Origin of the sequence: Bradyrhizobium pachyrhizi (genome assembly GCF_001189245.1) — a bacterium.
In the GTDB taxonomy this organism is placed as follows: Bacteria; Pseudomonadota; Alphaproteobacteria; order Rhizobiales; family Xanthobacteraceae; genus Bradyrhizobium; species Bradyrhizobium pachyrhizi.
In genome coordinates, this window is the sequence record NZ_LFIQ01000119.1 from 186,479 (window position 1) to 204,538 (window position 18,060).

An 18,060-nucleotide genomic window follows, 5' to 3' on the forward strand; every position below is an offset into this window, starting at 1 on the left:
GTCGATTGCGGCTCAATGACGCCGAGCAGCGCGCAGGCTGCAACCGCCGCGTCGGCGGCCGTGCCGCCCTCGCGCATCACCTCGATGGCCGCGAGCGCCGCTTCCGGATGCGACGTCGCCACCATCGCGTTCTGGGCGTGGACCGTGGAACGGCCGGCGAAATGGAAATTCCTCATGACAGAGTGCTCGCTTGATCGTGATGGTCTGATGCGGCTGCGGCGGATGATGCCAAGTACATGACACACTCATCCCCGGCTGAGCAATGCCTGGCATGCCAGGGGAATTATCCCGACAATGCATGGCTTTGCGGGTTTCGCCGGGCTGGCCGGCCTGATAAACCCCGGCGATGCCCTTCAAGGTCGCCGCCTTCTACCAGTTCGCCGCGCTGCCGGACTTCCGTGCGCTGCGCGAGCCGCTGCGTACGTTCTGCGCCGGGCTCGATCTCAAGGGCAGCGTGCTGCTCGCCCATGAGGGCATCAACGGCACCATTGCCGGCACCGACCAAGGCATCGATGACTTCGTTGCGGAGCTCAGGCACGGAGCGCTGTTCGGCGGCCGCCTCGACAATCTCGAGCTGAAGTTCTCCGAAGCCGCGCAGATGCCATTCCGGCGGCTCAAGGTGCGGCTGAAGAAGGAGATCGTCACGCTCGGCGACACCACGGTCGATCCGACGCGGCAGGTCGGCACCTATGTCGATGCCGCCGACTGGAACGAGCTGATCGCCGCGCCTGACATCATGGTGCTCGATACCCGCAACGCGTTCGAGGTCGCGATGGGCACGTTCGAAGGCGCGGTGGATCCCAGGATCGCGAGCTTTGGACAATTCAAGGAATTTGCGGCGCGAAACCTCGATCCGGCCAAGCACCGCAGGATTGCGATGTTCTGCACCGGCGGCATCCGCTGCGAGAAGGCCAGCGCCTATCTGCTCGCGCAAGGCTTTGCCGAGGTCTATCACCTCAAGGGCGGCATCCTGAAATATCTCGAGGACGCCCCGCAGCAGGACAGCCGCTGGCGCGGCGACTGCTTTGTGTTCGACGAGCGTGTTGCGCTCGGCCACGGCCTGCGCGAGAGTGCGGGTGCGCTTTCGAGCGACGCGGAGCGCGAGAGTGCCCCCTGCGAGGCTGCCGTCCATGAATGACACGGCCAGGCTGAGCGAGCGGATCGATGCGTTGGAGGTTCGCCTGACCTATCAGGACGAGGCCATCGAGACGCTGAACCAGACCATCACGGCACAATGGAAGCAGATCGACGCGCTGACGCGCCAGATCGCCGAGTTGCGCGACCGGCTTCAGGAGGCCGAACGCCAGGCGCCCGGCCCCGGCAACGAGCGCCCACCGCACTATTGATCAGTGCCGCCGGACCGCGGCAGCACCGGCTACATGTTGCTCACCTGACGCATCGGCTTCGCGCCGCTGAAGAACAGGCTGGACAACCGCTGCACCATCGCCGTGGCGCGGCTGCCTTCGAGACCAGGGCGAACGCATAGCAGGCGCTTCTGCACCGGAAGCTCCGGAAGATAATAGTCCTTCGCCGAGATCAGCGAGGACGGGATCATCCGCTCGGGGCACGCCGTCAGGCCGTATCCGGCCCGTGCGGCTTCCAGCCGCAGCTGATGGTTCGGGCTCCTGAACACGATCTTGTACGAGATGTTGTGCTTGGTGAGCGTCCGGATCATCCAGTCGTCACCGGGCCAGGCCAGGATCGGGATCGGGGCGCCCGGCCGCAGCACAAAATCGCGCGATCGCACCCACACCGACCGCTCGTCGGCTTCGGCGGCGATCGTCACCTCGTCTTCGTTCTCCTGCGAAGGGTTGCTGTAGACGAACGCGATGTCGATGTAGCCGTCGATCAATCCCCTGATGACGGCCGGTGACATGTCGGCGTGCAGCAGAACGTCGGCGAGTGCATCGGATGGATGCAGCTTCAGGAACTCCTCGGCGAGCATCGTGCTGATTCCCAGCCGCAACGGCTGGGGTCCTTCGTGATTGCCGCCGAGCCGAAGCAGTTGATCGTTGGCTTCGAGGATGCGCCTCGCCTGCTGCACGGCGACCTTGCCAAGCTCCGTGGTCGTGGTGCCGTTTGCGGTTCTGACGAAGAGTGCGCCACCAATCAGGCTTTGCAGGCGCTTGACCTGCGAACTGATCGCCGGCTGGCTGAGGCCGAGACGCTCCCCGGCTTTCGACAGGCTGCCTGTCTCCGCGATCGCAACGACGGTGCGAACGATTTCAGTAGGAATATTCAAATGCTGACGCGGTCTATGCATCGCGAGCCCTCCAGTCTCAGCACGGGACGCAATTCCAATCTTCAGAGTATGTGATCAGGCTATACTAACATTTGGTTGCACTTTCGTTTAGCTACAATTACCGCCAAGGCACTGATATTGCAGGCCATATGTATTGTTACGTGCATTGCTCCGCATATCACGGTATCCCACAACTACATCTCCACACGCTGCAGCACCTCAACCGCGCCACACTCCGGGTTTTTGCGGATATCGCATCAAATATTCTGATCGCCCCATAACGTTTCACTGACCCGATAAGTCTGAATTGCGGCCGCTGATTCGTGAAAGCGTTTTCATAGTTTTCCTTAATCAAAGCCTCGCAACGTGACGTCGTAGTTGGCGTTTCGAGGTGTGTTGCAATGACCAGATTTTTTCGCTGCCGAAGCGGTGCGTCCGCCGTCGAATTCGCGCTGATGCTGCCGCTGTTTCTTGCCTTCATTTTCGGCATCATCGTCTTCGGCTCGTATCTCGCCATGGTGCATGGCGTTCAGCAACTCGCCGCCGAAGCGGCGCGGTCATCCATCGCGGGAATGACCGACACCGAACGCAACAGCCTCGCGACGAGCTACGTCACCGCCAACGCGTCGACCTATCCGTTGCTCGTCCCCGGCAATCTCACGGTCAATGCCGCGCCGTCTCCATCGAATGCCAACGTCTACGTCGTGACGGTCAACTACAACGCAGCCGGCAACTTCATCTACAAGCTGCCCTTCGTCCCCGCCCCGGCGAGCACGATCGTCCGCTCCGCGGCGATTCAGTACGGGGGATTCTAGGATGAGAGGCGTCCTCATGCTGATGCGGCGCTTCGGCGCCGACGAACGAGGAAACTTCGCGATGATCAGCGCCGGCCTGATGACGCTCCTGATCGGGTGCGCCGGGCTCGCCATCGATCTCGGCACGATCTTCGCCGACCGGCGCAAGACGCAGAGCACCGCCGATCTCGCCGCGATCGTCGCCGCCGCCAACCTGAACAATCCGGTCAACGCCGCCACCGCGACCGTGACGCAGAACAAGTACCCGGCCAGTGCGCTGGTCAAGGTCGAGACAGGAACCTACACCGCAAACAGCGCCATCGCGCCGCAGGCCCGTTTCGTGACCCCGGCGGTCGGCACTCCCAACGCAGCGCGGGTCACGCTGAACACCCAGACCCCGCTCTACTTCGCGCGGTACCTCACCGGCGCGAGCAGCTTCACCATCAAGACGACCGCCACCGCGACATCGACCGAAATGGCCTCGTTCGCGATCGGGTCGAGGCTGCTCTCGGTCAACGGCGGCGCGCTCAATGCGCTGCTCGGCTCGATGCTCGGCACCACGCTGTCGCTCTCGGTGATGGACTACAATGCGCTGATCAGCGCGAAGATCGACGCACTGGACTTCCTGTCGGCACTGGCGACCCGGGTCAACCTGACCGGCGTCACCTATAGCGACCTGCTGAGCAGCAACCTCAAGGTCGGCGACATCGTCGCGTCCGCGCTGACCACCCAGCAGATCACCAACGGCGCCAACGCGGCGACCACAGCGCTGTCGACGATCTCCCAGGGCGTCACCGGCTCCACCACCAAGATTTCGCCGGGCACGCTGGTCGACCTCGGTCCCTTCGCCAATCTCACGGTGGGGCAGAAACCCAAGGTCGGCGCCAGTGTTTCGGTGTTCGACCTGATTTCCACGGTGGCCCAGATCGCCAACGGCAACCATCAGATCGCTACCTCGATCAATCTCGGGCTGCCCGGCATCGCCAACGTCTCCGTGATCGCAACAATCGGCGAGCGCCCGGTCGGCTCGAGCTGGATCGCGATCGGCACCCAGGGTGTGAGCGTCCACACCGCGCAGACCAGGATCCTGGCAACGATCAATGTGCTCGGCTCCGGCACCGTGTCTGCGATCAATCTCCCGGTCTATGTCGAGGTCGCCTCGGGTACCGCGACGCTCAACGCTGTGTCCTGCGGCCACCCGAACATCAACACCTCGCAGGTGACGATCGGCGTGACGCCAGGGATCGTGGATGCATGGATCGGCAACGTCACGGTCGCCGACATGACCAACTTCACGACCAAGCCCAATCCGCCGCCGGCGACACTGGTCAACCTCGGTCTCGCCACCGTCACCGGCCTCGCGCATGCCGGCATGGGCAACACCACGCCGACCAATGTCAACTTCAGTTACAGCGACATCCAGTCGGGCACCAAGAAGACGGTGACGACAACCAACTTCCTTTCGTCGCTGACAGGAAGTCTGCTCGGCAACATCTCGCTGACCATCAATCTCGGCCCGCTCGGGCTGCCGATCCCGGGATTGGGGGCGCTCGTCATGAGCATCCTGAACGGCGTGACGAGTTCAGTCGATCAGGTGCTGGCCTCGCTGCTCGCGACGCTCGGCATCGGGCTCGGCCAGGTCGACGTTTGGGTGCTGGGCATTCGCTGCGATGGCGCCGTGCTGGTAAACTAAAGCATGATCCGGAAAATTGCGAAGCGGTTTTCCCTCGCGACAAACGCAAAGCGTTTGCGCGGAGATCACGCTCAAACAAGAAGCGAAAGCGCGACCATCGCGCTTGAGGGGACCGATCGCGACGGGCATCACATCGGGGTCAGGAGACTGCCGTGAGCACAACGATAAGATACAAGACCGACAGCCAACGAACGATCCTGCTGAAGCGCGGGACGATCTTCTTCCGCAACACCAGTGTCGGATGTCTTGTGCTCAACCTCTCGACCGGCGGCGCGGGGCTCGCCGTGGAAAGCGACGTCGCAATCCCGCTCGCGTTCGAGCTCGAGATCGAGAGCGAACCGATCCGGCGGCACTGCATCGTGGCCTGGCGCCTGGAGCGACGGCTCGGCGTGACCTTCGAATCTGACCGGATGCAGCGCCCCGCCGGCGGCCCCGTCTAGACTATCCCGGCGATCAAGGTATGCGGACGGGCCCGGTCGCTCCAAGCCATCGCTCCGCGGCGAATAGTTCGCCGCATGTTGAACTCATGCGGCATCGTGGTTAGCAGCCGGTGGGATATACCAGCTAATTGTCCCGATTGCCGTCGTGCTTCGACGGCGCCGGCTGCGTGGCGCTGACCGGATCGGAGGCCGGGAAGGTATCCTCGAGCCCCTCCTTCAGCCGGGTGCGAGCCTTGCGGTCGGCAGCCTGCGCCTCGTGCGGCTTCTCGGCATGCTTGTCGTGCGGGGCAGGATCGAATTTGTCGGCCATGTCGTCCCTCCATTCGGGGGGACAACGCGGCCACGCAAAAAGGGGTTCCAGAACCGCCTTGGCCCATTGCGCTGCAGCGTGTATCAGGGGCGCAAACTTTGACCTGATCAGGAACTATCCGCGTGCCCCAGGATCCCACCAAAAAGCCGCTCATCGACGTCCTGTCGGGCCATCGGCAGGCCGTGCCGCCGCTCTGGATGATGCGGCAGGCCGGCCGCTATCTGCCGGAATATCGCGAGCTGCGTGCCAAGGCCGGCGGCTTCCTCGATCTCTGCTTCACGCCCGAATTCGCCGCCGAGGTCACGCTGCAGCCGATCCGCCGGTTCAACTTCGACGCCGCGATCATCTTCTCCGACATCCTGGTAATCCCCTACGCGCTCGGCCGCTCGGTGCGCTTCGAGGCCGGCGAAGGACCCCGGCTCGATCCGCTGGCAACGCCCGGCGAGATCGCGACGCTGGCGGCCCATGCCAATTTCGACAAACTCGAGCCGGTGTTTGAAGCGTTGCGCCGCGTCCGTCGCGAACTCGCCCCCGAGATCGCGCTGATCGGCTTCTGCGGCGCGCCGTGGACGGTTGCGACCTACATGGTGGCCGGACAGGGCACGCCGGACCAGGCACCCGCGCGGATGCTTGCCTACCGCCATCCGGATGCGTTCGCCAGGATCATCGACGTGCTGATCGAGAACTCGATCCACTATCTGGTCGGCCAGTTGAAGGCCGGCGCCGACTGCCTGCAGATCTTCGACACCTGGGCCGGCGTGCTGCCGCCGCGCGAATTCGCCCGCTGGTCGATCGAGCCGACCCGGCGCATCGTGGCCGGAGTGCGCAAGCAGGTCCCCGATGCCAGGATCATCGGCTTCCCGCGCGGCGCGGCAGGCATGCTGCCGGCCTATGTCGAGCAAACCGGCGTCGATGCGGTCTCGATCGATTGGGCCACCGAGCCGTCAATGATCCGCGAGCGCGTGCAGAGCCGGGTCGCGGTGCAGGGCAATCTCGATCCGCTGGCCCTGATCGCCGGCGGCGCCGCGCTCGATCGCGCGGTGGACGATGTGCTGGAGAACTTCGGCAAGGGGCGGCTGATCTTCAATCTCGGCCACGGCATCCTCCCCGAAACGCCGATCGCCCATGTCGAGCAGATGGTCGCGAGGGTGCGCGCATATAAGGGCTGAGGCCTTGTAGCCCGGATACAGCGCAGCGCAATCCGGGTGCCTGTTGCGGTGTAGAAGGTCCCGGATTTCGCTCCGCTGCATCCGGGCTACGTCACTGCGAGTCTACCGCGCATCCTCCAAAATCATGTCGGACGCCTTCTCCGCGATCATGATTGTCGGCGCATTGGTATTGCCCGACATCAGGTCCGGCATGACGGACGCATCGACCACGCGCAGACCTTCGATGCCGCGCACCCTGAGCCGCTGGTCGACCACCGCGAGCGGATCGTTGCCCATCCGGCAGGTCGAGGTCGGATGATAGACCGTGCTGCCGGTGCGCCGGCAGAAATCGAGCAGGTCGTCGTCGCTGACCACCTTGGCGCCGGGATCGACCTCGCCCACTGAATAGGATTTCAGCGCCGGTGCGGCCAGGATCTTGCGCAGGATACGGATGCCGTCGATGAAGGCGCGGCGGTCGGTCTCGGTCGCCAGATAGTTGATGCGGATTTCCGGCGGCACGCCCGGGTCCGCGCTCCTGATCTTCAGCGAACCGCGGCTCTCCGGACGCAGCTGGCAGACCGAGGCCGTGAAGCCCGAGAACGGATGCAGCTTCTCGCCCATCTTGTCGGTCGAGAACGGCAGGAAGTGGATCTGGATGTCGGGCGAGGCCAGCCGCGGGCTGGTCTTGAAGAACGCGCCGGAGGTGCCGGCGGCGATCGTCAACGGTCCTTTGCGCAGCGCGGCGTAGCGGAGGCCCGCCATGACGCGGCGCACGGGATGATTGATGACGTCGTTCAGCGTGACGGTTTGCGCGCAGCGCGTGACGATGCGGACCTGCATGTGATCCTGCAGATCGTTGCCGACGCCGGGCGCATCGAGCACGATGTCGATGCCGTGCTGCTTCAACAGATCGGCGGGGCCGACGCCGGAGAGCTGCAACAATTGCGGCGAGTTGTACGCACCGCTCGATACCAGCACCTCCTTGCGCGCCTTGGCCTTGCGCAATTGCCCGTTCTGCTTGTAGGCGACGCCGCTCGCGCGCTTGCCGTCGAACAGGATGCGCTGCGCCAGCGCCGAGGTCTCGACATGAAGATTGCCGCGCGTCAGCGCCGGCCGCAGATAGGACCGCGCCGTCGAGGCGCGCCGGCCGCGCCGCGTCGTGGTCTGGAAGAAGCCCGCGCCCTCCTGGGTCGCGCCGTTGAAATCCGGATTGGTGGGAATGCCGACCTCGGCTGCGGCATGCACGAAGGCCTCCGACAGCGGATCATGATGCCGCCAATCCGACACCGGCAGCGGGCCTCCGGCGCCGTGATATTTGTCGCCGCCGCGCTGCTGATCCTCCGCCTTCCTGAAATAGGGCAGAACGTCGTCATGGCCCCAGCCGGCATTGCCGCGCTGTCGCCAGCGGTCGTAGTCCTCGTGCTGACCGCGCACATAGAGCAGGCCGTTGATCGAACTGGAGCCGCCGAGCACCTTGCCGCGCGGCTGGAACACCTGCCGGCCGTTGAGGCCGGGCTCGGGCTCGGTCTGGTACATCCAGTTGACGGATTTTTCCTTGAACAGCTTGCCGTAGCCGAGCGGGACATGGATCCAGATGTTGCTGTCCTTCGGTCCGGCCTCGAGCAGCAGCACCGAGTGCTTGCCGTCAGCGCTCAGCCGGTTGGCGAGCACGCAGCCGGCCGAGCCGGCGCCGACGATGACGTAATCATACTCCGCCGCATCGTTATTGTTGTTCACTGGTTTCCCCCGGAATTTCTTTCTTCCGGTGGTACAGACAAAGCGCCCGCTTGAAAAGACTAGGGCCCCGTTCCGATGGCATCGGCACGGGGCCCTAGATTCCTGTCTTGACGCGTTTTCTTCGCGCGAACCGGCATCCACTTCGCTCGAAAACGCGCTAGTGCCATGCGCGGAGGTTCTGGAGCAGTTGCCCGACAAGCATATTGAGCTCTTCGGCGCCGCCTGCGGCACCGAACACGTAACGGTCGGGCCGCACGATCACCGCCACGGCACCATGTTGCCGCATCCATTCGGCGAACAGCCCGTCGTGTTCGACCACGGTCAGGATACCGCCTCGATCGGCAGTTTCGCCCGATGCGGCGATGACGACGCGCTGGCCTGACAGACGCTGCCAGGCGGCAGCGGACGCATCCGACAGCCACGCCATCGGCTCCGCCGTCGTCGTCACGATCGCGAATTCCGGTTTCAGCAGATCGTCGAGCCGGCACGTCCGCCCATCTGCCGCGCGCACATGCGGCTGCACGAACAGCCGCCCGGCAAGCGCAGCATCGCGCGCGATCAGGCCGGAAACGAGATCGGGGATGAATTTCTGCCTGATGGTTTCGGCCTTGCCGGCCTTCAGGTCGGCGCGCAGCCGCACGTCACGTTCGACGGCGGCCACCGGATCGAGCTCGCCGATGATCTTGCCGAACTCCTTGGCGCTGGCGACGACGGCGCGGACATGCGGCTTGCGCTCGATCTCGTAACTGTCGAGCAGCGCACCGCCCGCGTCGCCGCGAAGAACCAGCCTCAACTTCCAGGCCAGGTTCACCGCATCGCGGATACCGGCGCACAGTCCCTGCCCGAGGAACGGCGGCGTCTGGTGCACGGCATCGCCCATCAGCAGCACGCGGCGGTCGCGCCAGCGCTGGCCGAGCAGCGCGTGAAAGCGATAGACCGCCGAGCGCCAGATCGTGAGGTCGGAGATATCGGTGAAACCCCTGAGCAGCTTCACGACGTTGTCGGGCGCGCCGGCCGCCTCGGGGTCCTCGCCGGGCAGCAACTTGATCTCCCAGCGCCGCAAATTGCGCGGGCCCGGCACGAAGGTGCCGGGACGCGACGGCCAGCAATACTGAAAGCTCCTGGCCGGCCGCTTGGCGGGATCGCTGGTCAGCGTGTCCACCACCATCCACCATTCATCGAAGGCGAGGTCGTCGAGGCCGATGCCGAGTTGCTTGCGGACGAAGCTGTTGGCGCCGTCGCAGCCGACCAGATAGCGCGCCCGGATCAAGACCTCCTCGCCGGACTCGCGACGCGCCGTCAGCATCACCGCGCCATCGTCCTGCTGCAGCGCCACGCCCGTGGCCGCAAGGAAAATGTCGGCATGCGGATAGTCGGCGAGCTTGTCGCGCAGCGCCTGCTCGACGTCCGGCTGCACGAAGGTCACGTTCGGAATCCAACCAAGCGGAAACGGCGGCGGCATCGGGTCGAAGATCTTGATGACCTCGCCGTCGACGCCGAGATAGTGCGAGCCGTTATGCGGGGCGATCGCCTGCTCCATGAAATCGCCGAGTCCGATCGCCTGCAGCACGCGCAGCGCCTCGTGATCGAGCGTGATGGCGCGCGGCTTGTCGTAGATGTCAGCAACGCGCTCGACGACGGCGACCCTCAAGCCGGATTTCGCGAGCAGATTGGCGAAGATGGCACCGACCGGCCCGAGGCCGACGATGGCCACGTCATGGATGGGATTATCGGCTGGCAATGACATGCTACTTCGCGAGGTAGCTCTCGAGCGTCAGCGGTTTCGGCTTCACCTGCGGCTCGCGGATCGCGACACCTTCGAACGGCGTCGCCTCCTCGAACCAGGCCTGCCGCGCCGGCAGCCCCCACGGGAACGAAATCGTGTGGTCGGACGGATCCCAGCCGACCGGCGCGTTCTCGATGTCCATGATCTGGTAGTGCGTGTTGAACAGCTCGACGCGATGCCCGTCGGGATCGCGCATGTAGACATACATCGCGTGTCCCGGGCCATGGCGCCCGGGGCCGCGTTCGACGGCCGCGCCATAGCCGAGCTCGCCGGCGACATCGCAGGCGTTGAGCAGATGATGAACTTCGGGCGCGAGAAATGCGAAATGATGCAGCCGCGGTCCGGCACCGTTGAAGAACACGATGTCGTGCGGATTGCCCTTGCGCTGCAGGAACACGCCTCGCAGGTCGAAGGTATCAGCGGGCGCGATATATTCGCTGAGCCGGAAGCCTGCCGCGGTGTAGAACTCGCACGCCTTGCGCACCTCCGGCGTCAGCACCTGGTAGTGATCGAGCCGCAGCGCCGAGCCGCCGGCATGGCGGGTGAATTTGGTGATCATGCGCGGCTCGACCGGCATGGTCGCGCAGAACTCCAGCGGCGTGCCGGCCGGATCGGTCGCATGCAGGGTGCGACCCTGATGCCGCACCTCGGCCCAGGCGGCCCGGCATCCCTGCGCTTCGAAGAAGGCCTTGAGCCGGTCGAGGTCACCGTCCAGAAAGACCCGCAGGCCCAGCCGCGCGCAGGCGGCGCCCTCGCCTTTGCGCAATACAAGGCTGTGATGACAGGCCTCCTCGACGCCGCGGAAATAGAGCGCATCGCCCTCCTCCGCGGTCAGGATCAGCCCGATCACCTTTTCGTAGAACTGCCGGCTCTCCGCGAGATCACGGACGGTCAGGACGACATGGCTGGCTCGCGTGATACGGAACCCGGGATCGTGGTTCGTCGTCGGGAGGCTCATGCGCACCTTCTGGTTTTTGCCTTGCCGTTCGCGGGAACCCGACTCATTGCGAAAAACCCGCGGTGGATCAAGCAGCGCGGCGTCAGGCCGGCTTTGCCGCTCCGTGACCTCGCGTCACGCATTTGTATCGATTTGTTAGCAATGCCGGCCGGTGGAACCCAAGCGGGGGGCCGCCGCGGCACGGTCCGTTCCAATAGTTCATAGTTTGTCAAAGGTTTGCAGAGAATTCTTCGCCACTGCGCCATGGCCAAACCGGGCAGGCAACGTAGTGATGCGTACCCATCTGAGATCATATTTCGCGACCCTGTTCGCGGGCGACCTCGCGGCCTTCGGTGCACCACCGGCGGATGAAGCGCTTGTCGGCCACATCCGCGCCGAACAGGTCTCGCTGGTGCTCGGCTATTCCTTCGGCATCATGCTGGCCAACGCCTGCAACGCGCTGGTGCTCGCGATTGCGCTGTGGCAATCGCCGGACTGGGCCTTTGCGCTGGTGTGGGCGGCCGCGGTGGGCAGCGCGGCGCTGTTCTTCGGCCTGCAGGCGCGGGCATCGCGCCGCATCGCCAAGCCGCAATTCGTGTCGCGCCGGACCATGTACCGGCTGGTGCGCAATGCGCTGGCGCTCGGGACGGCCTGGGGCGTCGTCCCCGTCGCCTTCTTCGCGAACGCATCGAGCGGCGCCCAGCTCGTCATCACCTGCCTGTGCGCCGGAATGCTGGCCGGCGGCGCCTTCGCGTTCTCCACCATCCCGATCGCCGCGATTGCGTTCACCGCGCCGATCTTCGTCGGCACCGCGATCTGCCTCGGCCGGGACGGCGATTTCGTCTACCTCCTGATGGCCGTGCTGGTGCTGGTCTACGGTTCGGTGCTGCTGCGCGGCGTGTTCGTCAACGCGTTCGAGTTCAGGCGCCGGATCATCGCCCAGCACGAGGCCGAACGGACGGTGAGGCAGGATCCGCTGACGCATCTGCCGAACCGCGTCGCCTTCAATGAAGCGCTCAACGGTGCACTGAACCGGCTGGCGCGGTCGGGCGAGGAATTCGCGGTGCTGCTGCTCGATCTCGATCGCTTCAAGGAGGTCAACGACAGGTTCGGCCATCCGGCGGGCGACGAGTTCCTGGTGCAGGTGGCGGCCCGGTTGCAACGCTGCACCCGCGCGGCCGAACATGTCGCACGGATCGGCGGCGACGAGTTCGCGCTCATCATGTCGAATCTGACGAGGCCCGAGGAGGCGCTGGCGATCGCCGAACGGTTCGTCGCGGCCTTTGCCGACCCGTTCCCGATCGACGGGCTGGAGGTCAACCGCACCATCAGCATCGGCATCGTGCTCGCGCCCCGGGACGGCAGCACGTCCCACGACCTGCTCAAGCATGTCGACATCGCGCTTTACCGGGCGAAGAAATCCGCCCCCGGCACCATCTGCTTCTTCGAGGCCAGCGACGACCGGTCGGCGCGCGACCGCCGCGCCTTGCAGCGGGATCTCGAGCACGCGATCGAGGCGGACGAGCTGTTTCTGGTCTACCAGCCGTTCCTCGACATCCGCAAAGGCCGCGTCACCGGCTTCGAGGCACTGTTGCGATGGCAGCATCCGACGCGCGGCCTGATCCCGCCGTCCGTCTTCATCCCGATCGCCGAGGAGAGCGGACTGATCCACCAGCTCGGCGAGTGGGTGATCCGCCGCGCCTGCACGATGCTGTCGCGCTGGCCGGACGACATCCGGATCGCGGTCAATTTCTCCGCGGTCCAGTTCCAGAACGTCGGCATCCTGCAGACGATCGTCGACGCGCTGGCCGAGGCGAATGTCGCGCCGAGCCGTCTCGAGATCGAGATCACCGAGTCGATGCTGATCTCGAAATACGGATCGGCGCCCGCGATCCTGCACGCGCTGCTCGAGCTCGGCCTGACGGTGGCGCTCGACGATTTCGGCACCGGCTTCTCGTCGCTGACCTATCTGCGCAAGCTGCCGTTCAGCCGCATCAAGATCGATCAATCCTTCATCCGGGACATGCTGACCCAGCCGGACTGCGCCGCGATCGTCAAATCGGTGATCGGCCTCGCGCAGGAGCTGCAGATCGGCGTCGTGGCCGAAGGCGTCGAGACCGCGGATCAGCTCGAATATCTGCGCCAGACCAGCTGCGACGAGGTCCAGGGCTATCTGATCGGGCGGCCGATGTCAGGCAGCGAGATTTCCGCACTGCTCGATCACGATCCGCAGCACTCGGTGCACGCGGCGTAGCCCTGATCGGACGCCGCCCGAGCGCCGCTCGGTTGGGTCAGAGCGCGTCCGACCGATGCAGGGTATCGACCGTGATGGTGCCGCGGGCACGCGAGACGCAGGCGCAGATCTTGCGGCTCTCCTGCTTCTGATGCTCACTGAAGAAGACGTCGCGATGGTCGATCTCGCCGTCGACATCGACCACGTCGAGTGCGCAGACCCCGCATTCGCCGCGCCGGCAGTCGCTCATCACCTCATGACCGGCTTCGTTGAGCACGTCCAGCATCGACCCGTCGCGCGGGATGACGAACTCGGTCCCCAGTTCGGTCCCTTGGCCCCTGAGCCGCACGCGGAACGGCTCGGTCGGCAGCAGCCCGCTCGATCCAAAGGTCTCGTAGCGCAAATCGGAGAGCGGGCGACCTGATGCCTCCCAGGCGCGCCGCGCCGCGTCCAGCATCCGCATCGGGCCACAGAACAGCGTCATCATATCCTGCGGCAGCGCCGCAAAGACGCCGCCGAGGTCGAGCCGCCTGCCTTCGTCGCCGGCATGAACGGAGAGGCGGTCGCCGAGCGCACGCTCGAGCGTATCGAGATAGACCGCATCGCCGCGCGCGCACGGCATAGTGCAGCGTCACGCCGGCGTCGCGGCGGGTCAGCACCTGTGCCGCACCGACGATCGGCGTGATGCCGATGCCGCCCGCGATCAGGCAATAGTGCCGCCGCGTCCAGTCGAGTTGCACCAGCGAGGCGGGCTGCGTGATGTTGAGCCGCGCCCCCGGCGCGAGCGACCACATGTAGCGCGAGCCGCCGCGGGAATCCGCTGCGTGCCGAACTGCGATCCGGTAGCCCTGCGGATCGACTTCGCCGACCAGCGAATAGGACCGCGTCTGCGGCTGGCCTTCGATGGTGACGCCGACATCGATATGGCTGCCGACGGGATAGGGCGCACCCGCGGCGCCGCCCAGGGAGAGCTGGCGACGACGTGGCGCGATTTTCCGCGACGATGGGAGAAGCAGCTAGGCCGCTCTGGAGGCGGTCAGCGGATCGAAAGCTGGAATCTGCAAGCGCCTGCGCGATTTGCCGGAGGCGCCGGCGCGCGGCCTACGAGTTCGACGCCGCGCGGGTCGAAGCCGACTGAACATCCTTGATGTTGATCACCACGGCGATGCGCTTGATCGTGCCGCTGCGATAAGCCTGCAGGAACTTGTCGTAGTGCTTGACCGAGATGCAGCCGTTGGAGTCGCCGTTCGGCCCGAGCATGTAGCTGTGGACCAAGAGGCCGACGCGCCCGAACGTGTCGCTGCCATCGACCGGCGTCATGCGCAGCGCGGGCACGCCGTGGAACAGCTTTTCACGCGGCTTCATCTCATAGATGCCGGGCGGCGTCGCGCCTGCGTTGCGGGCATTCACGTGCGCCGGGTCGTCGAGCAGATTGCCGAGGCCTGAATGCGCCTCGAACTTGGTGCCGTCGGGCATGTACACGATGCGGCCGGTGATGTCGTAGACCGCCGTCGTGCTGTCATAACCGAGCTTGCCGAGATCGGGACTCGGACCGGACAACAATCCGTCATTCGGATCGAGCGAGGCCAGCTGCAGCTTGCCCGGCATCATATCGGCGATCTTCTGCAGGAATGTCCGGTTGTCGCCCTGCTGCACCGGCGCCTGCGGCGGTGGCGGCTGATCGTTACGCGCAAGCAGATTGGCCTCGGCCGGCCGCGACCGCGGCATCGGCACGGAGGACGTCGTCGCTGCGGTCGTGGCAGCGACGGACGCCGTTGCCGACTGGCTGGTCGGCAGTTCGGTCTGCGTGTCGCGTAGCTGGCCGGCCAGCGCGTCCTCGATCTGGCCGAACTCGGAATTGAAATCGCCGCGGCTCGAACGGAACCCGCGGCGCAGTGGATAATAGAGTGAGGCCGAATTGATCGTGGAGCGCGAGCCGAAGCGATCGTCGAAGTTCAGCGAGGCTGAGGTGTTGGCGAGCGCCGGACCGTGAAGCCATGCGGTGGGGTCGATGCCGACCATCCAGGCGGCAAGGCCAGACGACAGGGCAAGCGCGCTCACGGCAAACGCCGTGCTGCCCACCAGTGACATGCCGCGGCTCGACTTACGCCGGGCAGCTTTCGTCGTTCGTTGACCCATCAATCCCCAAGTTCGGTGCTCTGGGGCCTGTTACCCGGCCCACCGGGATTCACCGATCACTCATCATATCAGGGAATTAGAGTAAGGCATAATCGAGACAAAGCGGACAACGAGAGGATTTTTAAACGTTTTTCGGATGGAAAGTGCCAGAGAATCAGCCTTGGGCGGGCTGAATTGACCGAAAAGGTCCCGATTCGGGACGATTTCGACGGCTCAGGCGATCTTTTCCTCCCAGAGGGTGAGCACCGGGACCGGCTTCCCGATGGCGTAACCCTGGGCGTAATCGACCCCGATCTGGCGCAGCTCGTCCAGGATCGCGAGGTTCTCGACGAACTCCGCGACCACCTGCTTCTGCATGATCTTCGCGGTCTTGGTGATCATCTCGACCATCGCCCGATCGACCTTGCTGTTCAGTATCTCCTTCACGAACGAACCGTCGATCTTGATGATGTCGACCGGCAGGTGCTTCAGATAGGCGATCGAGGACATGCCGGTGCCGAAATCGTCGAGCGAGAAGCTGCAGCCGATCTCGCGCAGCCGCGCGATGAACTTCTGCGCCTCGTCGAGGTTCGAGATTGCGCTGGTCTCGGTGATCTCGAAACACACCGATGCCGGCGAAACGTCAAGTTGCGCGAACAGCCCGGCGACGAAGTCGACGAAGTCGCTGTCGCCGATGGTGGCGCCGGACAAATTGATGGCGTAGCTCGCAATCTTGCGCGGCTGGTGCTTGCGCTCGGCGATGATCTCGAAGGCGCGGCGAACCACCCAGCGGTCGATCAGCGGCATCAGCCCGTAGCGTTCGGCGGCGGGCAGGAAACTGCCGGGCGGCACCAGCGCGCCGTTCTCGTCGCGCAGGCGCAGCAAGAGCTCGCGCCGGTCGTTGCCTTTCAGCGCGCCGTTCACCGGGCGGATCTCCTGCTCGTAGAGGCAGAAGCGTCCTTCGTCCAATCCCTTGCGAATGCGATTGACCCAGCTCATCTCGGCAACGCGCACGGCCATGCCGGTGTCGGACGGGCGGTGCTCCTGGACGCGGTTGCGTCCCTTGTCCTTGGCAAGGAAACAGGCAACGTCGGCAAGCCGCAACGCGTCCTGCACGCCGGCGCTGTCGGCCAGCCCGACCAGGCCGATGCTCGCGCTGATCCGGAAGCTCGACCCCTCATAAACGAAGTTCGACTGCTCGATCACCGCCCTGATCCGCTCCGCGACGTCGGCAGCGACGTCGTGCGTCGCGGAGCCGTCGTCACGCAGCAGAATGCCGAACTCGTCGCCGCCAAGACGCGCGACGAGGCCGCTGCTGCCGACTTCGGTTGCAAGCAGCCTCGCCACCTGCTTCAGCAACCGGTCGCCCGCCATATGGCCGCAGGTGTCGTTGACGATCTTGAACTGATCGAGATCGATCAGCATCAGGTCGGCGCCGATGGCCGGCGAGCCCGACATCGCCTTGTGCAGTTCGAACTCGAACTGCCGCCGGTTGGCAAGGCCGGTCAGCGCGTCATGCGAGGCAGCCCACGCCAATTCCTCGACCAGCCGCCGCTCGGCAGTCATGTCGTGAATGATCATGACTCGGCCCGCCGGTTCTCCGGCATGCACGATCGGGGTCTCGACCACCGAGACCGGCACGCTGGAGTGGTCCGGCCGCACCAGGAGCTGCGGCCGGCTTTCGTCGGCGGCGTCGAACGATCCGCGCACCGGCTGTTCGGCAATGTTGAACAGCGACGCCAGCGACCGTCCCGTCACCTCCTGCCCTGCCGCCATGAGCCGCTGCGCGGCGGCGTTCACGTAGTCGACCCGATCGTCCTGCGTCGTCACGATGACGGCATCGCCGATCGACGCCAGCGTGAGCTGGGCGCGCTCCTTCTCGACCGCGAGCGCGGTCTCGGCAAGCCAGCGCCGCCACAGCATCCGCCTCGTGTGGACCAGCACGATGCCGGCAAGGCAAGCCGCGATCACGAGGTTGACCAGCAGCAGCAGCGCGGAGACCTGCCGCGACGCCTTGCCGAGATGATCGGAGAAATCGACGGCGAGCGTGCTCAGCGCGGCGTCGACCATACCGATCCGTTCGGCCCAATGCCGGATGGTCGCAGCCGACGGGTCGTGCAGCGCGACGTCGCTCGCGGCCTCGTTCCGGATTTCAATCAGCTGATCGAGCAACGCATCCGAATTGCGCCATGCCGTCACCGCGCCCGCCACGTGGTGCATTGTGCGGAAGTATTTGAACAGCCAGATCAGGCCGCCGATGTCGTCATCATGATTACCTGCCCTGGCGAAGCCGGCGCTCGCCACCGCGTCATTGTCGCCAGGCGCCTCCAGGGCGCGCCGCGCCGTACGATCGGCCAGCGGCACCGCGATCGCGGCATCGAACTTCTGCAGATAGAGCGGCGCGCCTGTGCTGACATAGGTCTGCAGGTAGTGGATGGCGTCCTTCTGCCCCTTCGACCACATGCTTTCGCCGGCCACATAGGCCCTGACCGCCGACATCACCTGCAGGCTGCCCACCGACAGGCCGCCGAGCAGCAGCACGATGGCCAGCAGCGGCCCCACCACCCGCCACAATGACCAGCTTCGAAACGAAAAGAACATGCCCAATGCGCCCCGACCCTG

General features: G+C 65.1%; 15 protein-coding genes and 1 pseudogene. 7 read left to right on the top strand and 9 right to left on the bottom strand.

Going from position 1 to position 18,060, the window contains the following annotated elements:
- The coding region (locus AKL29_RS46090; protein ID WP_244482633.1) for a gamma-glutamyltransferase at nt 1-176 on the bottom strand (176 nt) is incomplete at its 3' end.
- Between the two features lie 170 nt (nt 177-346).
- Here AKL29_RS46090 and trhO point away from each other — a divergent pair.
- Together trhO and AKL29_RS35880 are read left to right on the top strand one after the other, a co-directional pair.
- Nucleotides 347-1,138: an oxygen-dependent tRNA uridine(34) hydroxylase TrhO gene (gene trhO / locus AKL29_RS35875; RefSeq protein ID WP_050387412.1), complete on the top strand. Its 792-nt coding sequence runs from the start codon at nt 347-349 to the stop codon at nt 1,136-1,138.
- The gene (locus tag AKL29_RS35880) at nt 1,131-1,346 is read left to right on the top strand and encodes a SlyX family protein (protein ID WP_050387413.1); all 216 of its coding nucleotides are present in this window, start codon (nt 1,131-1,133) and stop codon (nt 1,344-1,346) included. Before trhO ends, AKL29_RS35880 begins: the two co-directional genes overlap by 8 nt.
- Before the next feature lie 29 nt (nt 1,347-1,375).
- On the opposite strand, the gene AKL29_RS35885 is transcribed toward AKL29_RS35880, so the two are convergent.
- Nucleotides 1,376-2,263 (bottom strand): LysR family transcriptional regulator, encoded by an 888-nt coding sequence (locus AKL29_RS35885; RefSeq protein WP_244482612.1) that lies wholly within the window; start codon nt 2,261-2,263, stop codon nt 1,376-1,378.
- A gap of 380 nt (nt 2,264-2,643) precedes the next feature.
- Here AKL29_RS35885 and AKL29_RS35890 point away from each other — a divergent pair, with 380 nt between their 5' ends.
- From AKL29_RS35890 to AKL29_RS35900, 3 genes are all read left to right on the top strand, one after another.
- Entirely contained in the window at nt 2,644-3,057 is a 414-nt protein-coding gene (locus AKL29_RS35890; protein WP_028333249.1) for a TadE/TadG family type IV pilus assembly protein, read from the top strand.
- A 1-nt stretch (nt 3,058) separates the two neighbouring features.
- Nucleotides 3,059-4,729 carry a pilus assembly protein TadG-related protein gene (locus AKL29_RS35895; RefSeq protein ID WP_050387414.1) on the top strand — a complete coding sequence of 557 codons (1,671 nt, stop codon included), beginning with the start codon at nt 3,059-3,061 and terminating at the stop codon, nt 4,727-4,729.
- Between the two features lie 152 nt (nt 4,730-4,881).
- Entirely contained in the window at nt 4,882-5,169 is a 288-nt protein-coding gene (locus tag AKL29_RS35900; protein WP_152977908.1) for a PilZ domain-containing protein, read from the top strand.
- A gap of 124 nt (nt 5,170-5,293) precedes the next feature.
- On the opposite strand, the gene AKL29_RS35905 is transcribed toward AKL29_RS35900, so the two are convergent.
- Nucleotides 5,294-5,479, bottom strand: coding sequence for a hypothetical protein (locus AKL29_RS35905; protein ID WP_028333252.1), 186 nt, complete (start codon nt 5,477-5,479; stop codon nt 5,294-5,296).
- Nucleotides 5,480-5,601: 122 nt separating this feature from the next.
- On the opposite strand from AKL29_RS35905, the gene hemE reads away from it, so the two are divergent.
- Nucleotides 5,602-6,648: a uroporphyrinogen decarboxylase gene (hemE, locus tag AKL29_RS35910; protein ID WP_050387415.1), complete on the top strand. Its 1,047-nt coding sequence runs from the start codon at nt 5,602-5,604 to the stop codon at nt 6,646-6,648.
- 102 nt (nt 6,649-6,750) lie between these two features.
- On the opposite strand, the gene AKL29_RS35915 is transcribed toward hemE, so the two are convergent.
- From AKL29_RS35915 to AKL29_RS35925, 3 genes are all read right to left on the bottom strand, one after another.
- Entirely contained in the window at nt 6,751-8,364 is a 1,614-nt protein-coding gene (locus AKL29_RS35915; RefSeq protein WP_050387416.1) for a GMC family oxidoreductase, read from the bottom strand.
- 157 nt (nt 8,365-8,521) lie between these two features.
- Nucleotides 8,522-10,111: a bifunctional 3-(3-hydroxy-phenyl)propionate/3-hydroxycinnamic acid hydroxylase MhpA gene (gene mhpA / locus AKL29_RS35920; RefSeq protein ID WP_050387417.1), complete on the bottom strand. Its 1,590-nt coding sequence runs from the start codon at nt 10,109-10,111 to the stop codon at nt 8,522-8,524.
- A gap of 1 nt (nt 10,112) precedes the next feature.
- Nucleotides 10,113-11,108 carry a VOC family protein gene (locus AKL29_RS35925; protein WP_050387418.1) on the bottom strand — a complete coding sequence of 332 codons (996 nt, stop codon included), beginning with the start codon at nt 11,106-11,108 and terminating at the stop codon, nt 10,113-10,115.
- Between the two features lie 271 nt (nt 11,109-11,379).
- Between AKL29_RS35925 and AKL29_RS35930 the strand changes: the two genes are divergently transcribed.
- Nucleotides 11,380-13,341: a putative bifunctional diguanylate cyclase/phosphodiesterase gene (locus AKL29_RS35930; RefSeq protein ID WP_050387578.1), complete on the top strand. Its 1,962-nt coding sequence runs from the start codon at nt 11,380-11,382 to the stop codon at nt 13,339-13,341.
- 37 nt (nt 13,342-13,378) lie between these two features.
- Here AKL29_RS35930 and AKL29_RS35935 read toward each other — a convergent pair.
- From AKL29_RS35935 to AKL29_RS35945, 3 genes and pseudogenes are all read right to left on the bottom strand, one after another.
- Nucleotides 13,379-14,312: pseudogene (locus tag AKL29_RS35935) on the bottom strand (PDR/VanB family oxidoreductase).
- 109 nt (nt 14,313-14,421) lie between these two features.
- A complete protein-coding gene (locus AKL29_RS35940; protein WP_050387419.1) occupies nt 14,422-15,411 on the bottom strand; it encodes a DUF2778 domain-containing protein in 990 nt (329 codons plus the stop codon).
- A 261-nt stretch (nt 15,412-15,672) separates the two neighbouring features.
- Nucleotides 15,673-18,039 carry a putative bifunctional diguanylate cyclase/phosphodiesterase gene (locus AKL29_RS35945; RefSeq protein ID WP_050387420.1) on the bottom strand — a complete coding sequence of 789 codons (2,367 nt, stop codon included), beginning with the start codon at nt 18,037-18,039 and terminating at the stop codon, nt 15,673-15,675.
- Between the last annotated feature and the right edge of the window lie 21 nt (nt 18,040-18,060).